7 protein-coding genes are annotated in these 9,342 nt (G+C 60.1%); 2 read left to right on the forward strand and 5 right to left on the reverse strand.

Translation table 11 applies throughout. The features are described from left to right. Positions 1-75 precede the first annotated feature (75 nt). Positions 76-645 carry a spermidine N1-acetyltransferase gene (speG, locus tag T281_RS14115; RefSeq protein WP_199502371.1) on the forward strand — a complete coding sequence of 190 codons (570 nt, stop codon included), beginning with the start codon at positions 76-78 and terminating at the stop codon, positions 643-645. Positions 646-688: 43 nt separating this feature from the next. Here speG and T281_RS14120 read toward each other — a convergent pair whose 3' ends face one another. From T281_RS14120 to pepN, 5 genes are all read right to left on the reverse strand, one after another. Then, the gene (locus tag T281_RS14120) at positions 689-1,156 is read right to left on the reverse strand and encodes an LptM family lipoprotein (protein WP_037240559.1); all 468 of its coding nucleotides are present in this window, start codon (positions 1,154-1,156) and stop codon (positions 689-691) included. Between the two features lie 94 nt (positions 1,157-1,250). Beyond that, a complete protein-coding gene (locus T281_RS14125; protein ID WP_037240563.1) occupies positions 1,251-2,498 on the reverse strand; it encodes a GNAT family N-acetyltransferase in 1,248 nt (415 codons plus the stop codon). 341 nt (positions 2,499-2,839) lie between these two features. Beyond that, positions 2,840-3,490, reverse strand: coding sequence for an exopolysaccharide biosynthesis protein (locus T281_RS14130; protein ID WP_037240566.1), 651 nt, complete (start codon positions 3,488-3,490; stop codon positions 2,840-2,842). Further along, complete coding sequence (locus tag T281_RS14135) at positions 3,487-5,379, reverse strand: sensor histidine kinase (protein ID WP_052037516.1); 1,893 nt, start codon at positions 5,377-5,379, stop codon at positions 3,487-3,489. The genes T281_RS14130 and T281_RS14135 overlap by 4 nt, the downstream gene beginning before the upstream one ends. Before the next feature lie 150 nt (positions 5,380-5,529). Next, the gene (gene pepN, locus T281_RS14140) at positions 5,530-8,196 is read right to left on the reverse strand and encodes an aminopeptidase N (protein WP_037240569.1); all 2,667 of its coding nucleotides are present in this window, start codon (positions 8,194-8,196) and stop codon (positions 5,530-5,532) included. Positions 8,197-8,587: 391 nt separating this feature from the next. Here pepN and T281_RS18880 point away from each other — a divergent pair, with 391 nt between their 5' ends. Continuing rightward, complete coding sequence (locus tag T281_RS18880; RefSeq protein ID WP_155955263.1) at positions 8,588-9,175, forward strand: type III secretion system chaperone family protein; 588 nt, start codon at positions 8,588-8,590, stop codon at positions 9,173-9,175. Positions 9,176-9,342: the final 167 nt, after the last annotated feature.

Below are 9,342 nucleotides of genomic sequence, written 5' to 3' on the forward strand. Positions count from 1 at the left end.
TCGCCGTCCTCCTTCATCGTGCGGCGTGGCGTCTTACATAAGCGTCAGGCCGCAACGCGAAGAGGAACCGGTTTCATGGCGTCGAACCGTTCGATGAAGGAGAACAAGCTCGACGTGCGAACGGGCGGGCTTCTCCTGCGGCCGCTGGAGAAAGACGATCTCCTGTTCGTGCACAAGCTCGATAACAATTCGACCATGATGCATTATTGGTTCGAGGAGCCGTATGAGGCTTACGTCGAGCTTCAGGAGCTTTACGAGAAGCACATCCACGACCAGACGGAACGCCGCTTCGTGGTCGAGGTGGAGGGCCAGCGCGTCGGCCTCGTGGAACTCGTCGAAATCAACTACATCCACCGCCGCTCCGAGTTCCAGATCATGATCGCGCCCGAGTTTCAGGGGCGCGGCTACGCGAAAAAGGCGACGAGCCTCGCGATGCAGTACGCCTTCTCGACGCTCAATCTCTACAAGCTCTATCTCGTCGTGGACGCCGACAACGAGAAGGCCATCCACATTTACGAGCAGATGGGCTTCATCAAGGAAGGCGACCTGATCAAGGAATTCTTCGTGGAGGGCGAATATCACAACGCCCTGCGTATGTGCATTTTTCAGGACCAGTTCTTCCGCGATCACGCGCGCAGGAAGTAGTGCCGCATCCAGGCGTCCGTGACGGGCGGTACGGCAGCAACCGTCAGCCTATGCGCTGCTCGGATACGACCTCGACCTGGAACAGGCCGCCGTTCTCATTTGCTGCGGCCTCGACGAGCATTCCGGCAACCCCCAACACCGCCCCAGCCATCACGGCGTTTTCTCTCGGTTTGACGAGGAGGGTATACATCGTGCCCGGCTTGGCCTCGATCCTGAGATTGAAGACGTTAGGGTGATCCCAGACATCGACGGAAACATTATGCGGACCGGCGGGGACATCCAATATAGCACCCGCTCCGTTACCGATATCGGCAACTTCCTTTCCGTCTATCTTCACACGCGCGCCGCGTCCCGACGCTAAAAACTGCTCGGAGCGAATGATCTTCACACGAGAATGCCCGCCGGTAAGCGGCTGCTTCAAAAGCGCTTCATTCTGAATGCCGGTGGTTCCGCAAGCCGAAAGCGTCGCAACCAAGCCCAGTGAAATTACGATCAGAATTATTTTTTTCATGTTTCCCCACTTGAAGTGCCCAAGCGAAGCTAATGCATAGCTGGGAACGAAATAATGTAACCAAATGGTTACATGTGGAAACAAATGAAAAACGCTATCGCTTGTCAGCACCAAAGCGCGGCGCGGGGCAGAGTTCGGCGTAATTCGGGAACTTCTGCAACGTTTCCTCGCCGCGCGTCGGCTCAAGATAGGGCAGCACGCGCTTCAAGATCGCGTTGGCGACGGGCGATGTGTGCCGCACATAAAGGTCGAGCGGGCGAAGTTCGTGGCGCATTTGCAGCTTCGGGCCGTAGCCGAGGCTCGTGCTGACGATCTCCTTGAAGCCGTTCGCGATGGCCCATGAAATCGTGTCGCGCATCACGTAGAAATAAAGGTGCAGTTGCAGCGCGATGGTGTAGTCGAGGCCCAGATATTCGCCGTAGAGCTTATCGCCCTCAATGAGACAAAGCGAAAACGCGATCACCCTGCCCTCTTGCCGCCAGATGAAGAACCGCGCCTTGTCCGGCATGCGGCGGCCAAGCTCGGCGAAGTACCCTTTGGTGAGCTTCTCGAACTTCATGTCCGACTTTTCGTAAACCTGCTCATAGAGCGCGAAGATCTGGTCGAGCGCATCGCCGGCATTATGGCGCACTTCAAGCTCGATCGGCGCGGACTGCTCCGCAGCCTTGAACTTCTTGCGAAATTCGGTGCGGCGCTTGCTCTTGATCGCCTTGTTCAGATAATCGTCGAAGCTCTTGTATGCGGAGATGTCGAGCCGCGTCATCGGCATGCTCGGAACCGCCGTGAAGCCCCTCTCGCGAAACGCCGAAAGCGCCTCGCGATACTCGGCCGGGAACTCCTTCAGCACGATCAGCGACGCCTTCTCGGCCCGCGCGAGGCGGACGATATCGGCCGAGAGCACCTCGGCTTCGCGAACCCGCGTGGCTTGATCCTTCGCGGCGAGATGACCCTCGCCCGCCGCACATCCCATCATCAGCGTGCGCATGGTCAGAAAGCGCGGCCAGATACGCCGCACGCGGTCGACAAACCCTTTCAGGCGCGCCCCGGACCCCGCGACCAGATCCTGATCGAGCACAAAGAACGGCTGCACCGCCATGGCGCGACCAAAGCGGTCGGTCAAGGCAAAATAGCGATAGCGAAATTCCGGGCAGACCGTGTCTTCAACGATCTCGTAGTAGCGGTTGTCTTTTCTCAGATGCGCGAAGGCATTCGACCAGGCAGGCATGCCCGCAAGCGACCGCCGCTCGACAACAGAAACGCTACCCTTTGCCGGAACGCCCAGTTCGGCGGAACGCGCCACGGGACCGCGAACATACTCGGCCCGCTCCAATAAACTCGACATCAAGAACGCCCCACACTTATGGTCGAACCGATGGACAAGCCCAATGCGCCATCGAAGTTCCCTTGGTATAATTGCTGTTTAATGATCGGAGCGGGAATCGCAAAGCCGAACTTGTCGCAAAACTTAATGCTCGCGCGCAAGTGAAGGCCGCGTGTGATGCCCTGAAAGGGTGCGGATCAGCCCTGCCGCGACCCGGCGAGCGCCAGCGCAATCGCCCGCATCGCGCATTGCGAGCAACCGCCGACGAGACAGCGTCGCGCATTCCCGCGAATGCGTCGTGACGCTCCAAGTCTTTGTTTCTAATGGTTTTCCGCGGTCGAAGCCGCGATTAGCGGCTCGATCTAAAGCATGCCGATGACGGCCTTTAGTGCCTGGATGCCGACTGCGAATGCGAGGACCAGATAAAGAACGCCGAGGAAGCCGAGCGCCGCGCCGAGGCTAGCCGCCTTGCCGTCCTTCTCGATAATACCGACCGACATGAAAGCTATGCCGAAAGCGGGGAGGATGTTGCCGAACGGCATCGGCAGCATGAGGAAGGCGGCGACAATAGCGATGTAGAGGCCGAGGAGCCGCTCGCCGCCATCGCTCACCACCACATTCCAGCGCGGCCGGGCGCGCTTCTCGATCCAGATTAGAAACCGCTCGGCGCGGTCGGCGACGGCTTCGAAGATCGCGGGCGGGATGACCTGCCGGCGCATTACCTGCGGAAGCCAGACCTTCTTGCGGCCGGACGCGAGTTGCAGCCCGAGCAGCACGACGGGCGCGCCGAGTATGAAGGAAATACCCGGTATCACGGCATTCGGCAGCGCGAAGAGGATCATCAGCACGCCGAAGCCGCCGTCTTCCAGCGCATCGAGCACCTCGCCGACGGTTACGGGCCGACCGCGCGTTCTCTCCGCGAGGTCGTGAACGGCTTGCGACGTCGCCGGACGTTCTTCGACGATGGTTGCAGGAAGAAGCGGCTGGGGGGCTTTGGTGTCTTCGAGCGTCACGCGGCCTCGCGCCCGACAATGTCCTTCTCGTCCTGAACCGGCAGTATGCACGTCACGGTCGTTCCTTCGCCGACGCGGCTCTTGATGTCGAGCTTGCCGCCGTGCATCTCGACGAGCGACCGCGAAATCGCAAGCCCAAGGCCGGTTCCCTTGTGTCCTTTGGTCAACTGATTGCTCACCTGTTCAAACGGCCTGCCGAGGCGACCGAGGTCGTGCTTCGGAATACCAACACCCGTATCGGCAATTGCGATCCGTATGCTGCCGCGATAGCGATAGGCGCGCAGCGAAACCTTTCCGCCTTGCGGCGTGAATTTCACCGCGTTCGACAACAGATTGATCAGCACCTGTTTCAGCGCGCGCCGGTCTCCATACAGCGAAATGCCCGTGTTGCCCGATTGGCTCAGTTCCACGCTGCCTTCCATTGCGACGGGACTGACCACCGAGAGACACTCCTGAAACACATCGCTCATGGTGAACCATTCGGGCGAAAGCGTCCAGCGGCCCGCCTCGATCTTGGACATATCGAGGATGTCGTTGATCATTTCGAGGAGGTAACGTCCGCTGTTGTGGATGTCCTTCACGTAGGATTCGTATTTCGGGTTGCCGATGGGGCCGAGCACACCGTCGCGCATCATTTCGGAAAAGCCGATGATGGCGTTCAGCGGCGTACGAAGCTCGTGGCTGACATTGGCAAGGAATTCCGACTTCGCCTGATTGGCGGCTTCGGCGCGGATCTTCTCTTCGTTGTATGACTCCGCGAGTTCGCGAAGCTGCCGCGCCTGAATTTCCAGTTGCCTGCGGCTTTGTTCGAAGCCGTCCACCCTCGCTCGCATCTGCTGCTCCCGTTCGAGAACCCGGTGCTGCGTCTGCTTCTGCATGGTTATGTCCGTGCCGAAGCTCACCAAGGTTCCCTCCCCCGTCCAGTATTCGCCGATCTGGAGCCAGGTACCATCGCCGAGTTGCCGTTCCTGAAGCTGGAACCGCCCAACCACGCCACGCCCTTCCGGCGGCCGCTGCGCGATGGCCTCCTGCGTCTGCGCCTGTATCGCCTCGTAAGATGTGCCGGGCAGCGCCGCCGCCGCCGACACGCGATAAAGCTGGCGAAACTTACGGTTGCACAGCACGAGACGGTTCTCACGATCCCAGATCGCAATGGAAATAGGCAGCGATTCCACGATGTCGGGCAATGACGGAAAGCCCTCGAGCCCCTGCGGGCTCTGGCTTGGGTCTATGGGAACGAGAAGGCCCTCGAAGGCGGGAGCGCCCTGAGGCGTCGAAGATATTTCACCCCTGAGCTGGAAGGTGCGCCAGCCCTTTTCCGCATCCTTGATACGCACAGGCCAATTGACGCGCTTCTGGCCGCTTTTCAGCGCCTGCGATATCGAGGCGTAGAGGAAGTCGTCGGGATGGAGCCAGTGGCGCAAGTCGCGGAAACTTGCCGGCCGACTTTCGCCGGTTGAAAAGATGCCGCCCGCATCGCCCGACCAGACGAGATCGCCGGTAACGAGATCCCAGCGCAGCCCAAGCGCGCCTGCCGCCTCTACGCCCTGCGCGTGCCTCGTGATCGCAAGCCGCGCGGCCTCGGCACGATCGAGGCTGCGGCGGCACATCCAGAGGCATGACACCAAAGACAGGGCGGCCGCACCAAGGCAGAACGCGACCGCCTCCGGCTCTACCGGCGTTGGGCCGAAGCAAAGCACGGCGAGTAGCCCGAGGGCGGCAAGGCCGGTGCCGCCAAGGACCGTCAGCAATTGCCTGGTCTGGACGAGGGCACCCGGAACTTGCGTCGGTCCCGGCGTTGTGTCCGATTTCAGCGAAAGGTCTACCGTGCGCGGCGCCTCGACAGCGCGCGCATTGGAAAAGGTCTGGCTCAGCTCATGAAGCGCCATGTCTTCCCGCCGGTAGATCAGCCCCGGAATTAGTCTTAGTCACCGATATATTAACATGAGCAGGATTAGTTAAGAAAGAGTCACCATGTGTATACAAGTCTCGCTACAACCGGAAGTATTCCACATACCATCGCGGCGACTCGAACCGCTTCAGGCTGCCACTTCGCCTTCGCGCTCGCCAACGATTTTTGACACGATCTCGAAGACGTCAGGGGAAAGCTCCTTCCGGTCGAGGATGCGCCCCAGCGCCTTTCCGGCGAGCGCGCGGCGTTTCGGCTCGAAGATGCGCCAGCTCTCGAACGCGCCGACAAGCCGCGACGCCATCTGCGGGTTGAATCCGTCGATCTCGATCACGGCGTTGGCGATGAGGTCGTAGCCAGCCCCGCTCGCATCGTTGAAACGCACCTGATTTCCGTGCGCAAACGCGCCGTAAACCGAGCGCACGCGGTTCGGGTTCTGGATTGAAAACAGCGGGTTGGCCACGAGGTCGGCCACGCGCGCGAGGGTATCCGGCGAGGGCGACGACGCCTGCAACGCGAACCACTTGTTGATGACGAGCGGCTCGTCCTTCCACCTCCTGTGGAAGCGCTGGAGCGCCTGATCGTAGGCTTCGCCGCCCACCTGCGAGAGGATCGAAAGGGCGCCGAAGGACTCGGTCATGTTGGTTGCGGTCTTCGCCTGTTCCTTCACGCGCGCGATGCCGAAACGGCTTTTTCCTGCCGCGAGCAGGCTCAGCGCGGATTGTCGCAGCGCGCGTCTGCCCGCGCTTTCCGCGTCCGGGTTGTAGGGTTCGGCCGGGGCGCTCCGCTCGTAAACGCTTTCGAGAATCGCGCGCAGGCTCTTTCCCATCGCCGCGCGCAGTAGTGTACGCGCCTGATGAATGGCCTCCGGGTCGACGTTCTCGCCGATGGCGAGCGCCACATCCGATTCGGATGGAAGCGCGAGGAACGCCGCGCGGTAGGCATGTTCGAGCGTGTCGTCGTCCGCGACTTCGCCGACAGCCGCCACGAAACGGGGTTCGACACGCGCGTTCTCGCCTTTCGCGTTGGCGCTCGCGAGGGCCACGATATGCTTCAGCGCGAAGGCCTGCGCATTCTGCCAGCGGTTGAACAGATCGGTATCGGCGCGAATGAGCGTGAGCATGTCCTTGTCGCGCGCGCCTGCATTGAGGTTGACCGGCGCGGAGAAGTCGCGCAGCAGCGACAGCACTGGCCGCGAGCCGACCTTCTCGAAGGTGAAGACCTCCTTCTTCTTCGAGAGCACAACGAGGCCGCCATCGACGGGCTTGCCCTCGACTTCGAGCGGGATCTCGCCGCCATTCGGGCCGAGCAGGCCGAGCTTCACCGGAATAGGCACGGCCTTGCGCTTCGGCTGCCCCGGAAGATCAGGGAAGGTCTGGCTGAGCGTAAGCCGCGCCTCCTTCGCGCCCTCCGAATAGGAAAGGCGCGCGTCGAGCGTCGGCGTGCCCGCCTGATTGTACCAGAGGAGATAGGCCGAAAGGTCCGCGCCGTTCGCGTCGCCAAGCGCCGACACGAAGTCTTCCACGGTCACCGCCTGCCCGTCATGGCGATCGAAATAGAGGTCGAGGCCCTTGCGGAAGCCGTCGCGCCCGAGCACGGTTTGCAGCATGCGGCACAGCTCGGCGCCCTTGTTGTAGACCGTGCGCGTATAGAAGTTGTTGATCTCGATGAAGGACGACGGGCGCACGGGATGCGCGAGCGGCCCCGCGTCCTCGGTGAACTGCATGCTTCGGAGCCAGCGCACATCCTCGATGCGCTTCACAACGGCGGAGCGCTGGTCGGCGGTGAACTCCTGATCGCGGAAAACCGTCAGCCCTTCTTTGAGGCAAAGCTGGAACCAGTCGCGGCAGGTGACGCGGTTGCCCGTCCAGTTGTGGAAATATTCGTGCGCGATCACGCCTTCGATGCGCTCGTAATCGGAGTCGGTCGCGGTATCGGGCCGCGCCAGGATCAGCGCGTCGTTGAACACGTTGAGCCCCTTGTTCTCCATCGCGCCCATGTTGAAGTCCGACACGGCCACGATCATGAACATGTCGAGGTCGTATTCGAGGCCGAAGCGGTCCTCATCCCACCGCATGGCGCGCTTCAGGCTCTTCATGGCCCAGTCGCAGCGATCTTCCTTGCCGGGTTCGACATAGATGCGCAGCGTGACGGCGCGGCCGGACCGCGTCATGATGCTGTCCTCCACCATGGCGAGTTTGCCCGCCACGAGCGCAAAGAGGTAGGAGGGCTTCGGGAACGGGTCTTCCCACACGGCGAAGTGGCGTTTGCCCGGCAGGTCGCCCGTCTGCACGAGATTGCCGTTCGACAGCAGCACGGGCGTGTCCGGCTTCACGCCTTCGATGCGGACGCGGAACTTCGACAGCACGTCCGGCCGGTCGAGATAATAAGTGATGCGGCGGAAGCCTTCGGCCTCGCACTGCGTACAGTAGACGCCGCGCGAGAGATAAAGGCCGGACAGCGCCTTGTTCGCGGCCGGGTCGCAGATCGTCTCGATTTCGAGCGTGAAGGGTTTGGCGGGCACATCGCGGATGGTCAGATCCTTGTCCGTCGCCACAAGGCGCTGCTCATCGACGGGCGCGCCATCGATGCACACGCGCAGAAGCCGCAGCAACTCGCCGTCGAGCTTGATCTCGGTCGCGCGCCGCTTCAGCGCCGGATTAGGCACCACGGACAGCCGCGATTTCACGCGCGTCTCGGCCGGATCGAGCACCACATCGAGATAGGTTTCGGAGATGAGAAACGCGGGGGGAGCGTAATCCTTGAGGTAGATTTGCTTCGGCGTGTCGGTTTTCATTGCGTTCGTCCTCGCTCAATACGCAGCAATAAGCCGCGCCGACTGCGGCGAAAAGCTTTTTCCGCGCCACCCGCGCCACCACCGCCAGAAATGGGATCGGCTTTCCAGGTTCGTACACAGGCTCAGTTTGCCAATCTGGCCGTTTTGCTCACAACGGTACCAGCGGCGTCGATATGGTGCGTCGCATTCCTGTTCCAAGGCGTACAAAGTTTGAAACGATTGATGGTGAAACTTGGCAGTGAGATCAGCTTGAGGCAAGCAACCGATCCTATGAACGATCATTAATTTGGCGCTAAGCTGTTGAAAAAATGGAGCACATCGGCATGCTAAACTTGCACTCTTGGTGCTCAATGATTTTCTTTGCACTTGCATTGACCGTCACGGAAACGGGATGCTCCCGTCTGCCAAAGCAAACGATGCTGCATGCGAAGTGGGAACACCTGTTCGGGGACGCTTTTTTATAGAGCATAGAGAAACCCCTTTTTACTTATCTCCTGATAAGAATAAAGGAAAAGTAATTAATGCTACCGCAAGCAGGGTTCTTCGCGCAACGCATTACAGAGAGCTATGGCCTGCAATGGTTTTGTCGGGCCTGTGTGAAACACCCGATTGGCTTCAGGCAAAAATTATTGAAGCAGATGGCTCACCAGTCGATTGGGAGATCGGTTGGGTAGAAAAGCATGAGCTGAGGACGAACGCGAGTTCGGAATATAAAGCTGGTCTTTTATGGGACATCGACGGCGAGGATGACTTTACTACTCAAGAAAAGGCATTTTTGAAAGAAGCTGCATTAATGGTATTAAAACAATATCCAAACTGTATGAGGATAACAAGTGGCTATAGAAGTGGGCATAAATTAGGGCACTATTACGTAACATGCACCGCCAAAAATGGCCTCCTACCCTTCTTTAACATCTGGTTTTCCGAGGACGACATCAAGTCTGGCAAGGGATTCTCTGCTTCCTATCCTTCCAAGTGAGGCGCCCACCGGGCTTCACTGATTGAGCTTGACCCGACAGGCCGACGCAGAAGACGGTGCGGTTTGAATTCAACCGGACTCCACCATGCCGAAACCTCCCGTCCGCATCCTCGGGCTCGATCCGGGCCTCTGCCATCTCGGCTGGGGCGTCGTGGATTGGGATGGCC

Source organism: Rhodomicrobium udaipurense JA643, assembly GCF_000636015.1.
Lineage (GTDB): Bacteria > Pseudomonadota > Alphaproteobacteria > Rhizobiales > Rhodomicrobiaceae > Rhodomicrobium > Rhodomicrobium udaipurense.